At 73.9% G+C, this 391-nt stretch carries 1 protein-coding gene; it reads right to left on the bottom strand.

From position 1 onward, the window contains the following. A partial coding sequence (locus I6F37_RS45740) for a squalene/phytoene synthase family protein (protein WP_225154990.1) occupies nt 1-240 on the bottom strand: 240 nt, incomplete at its 3' end. Nucleotides 241-391: the final 151 nt, after the last annotated feature.

The following is a 391-nucleotide window of genomic DNA, read 5'->3' as shown; positions in this document are numbered from 1 at the left end:
GGTGACCGGGTGGCTCGGTCGGCCGGCGAAGGCGGCGTCGACCTCGCGTCGCCACCAGTCGAGCTTGGTCGCGGCCACGCCCACGTCGACCGCGTCGTCGACCACGTCGTCGACCTCGCGGCAGAAGGCATAGAACGCCGTGATGGCGGCGCGGCGCGGCGGCGGCAGGAACAAGAAGGCGTAGTAGAAGCTCGAGCCGCTGCGGGCCGCCTTGTCCTGGACGTACTGGGCCGGCGTCACGCGGTTCCGCGCGCCAGGCGCGCCGGTGGGGCGCGCATGCGCAGCGCCTGCCAGAGCATCGGCACGGCGTCGCGCGGCCCGATCGTCGGCCGCGTCTGCAAGCTGCGGAAGTCGAGCGCCTCGATCCGGTCGAGGATGCGCAGGCCGCCCT

The sequence above is a fragment of the Bradyrhizobium sp. NBAIM08 genome (assembly GCF_020193935.1).
Taxonomy (GTDB): domain Bacteria; phylum Pseudomonadota; class Alphaproteobacteria; order Rhizobiales; family Xanthobacteraceae; genus Bradyrhizobium; species Bradyrhizobium yuanmingense.
This window is presented reverse-complemented; position numbering and strand designations above follow the sequence as displayed.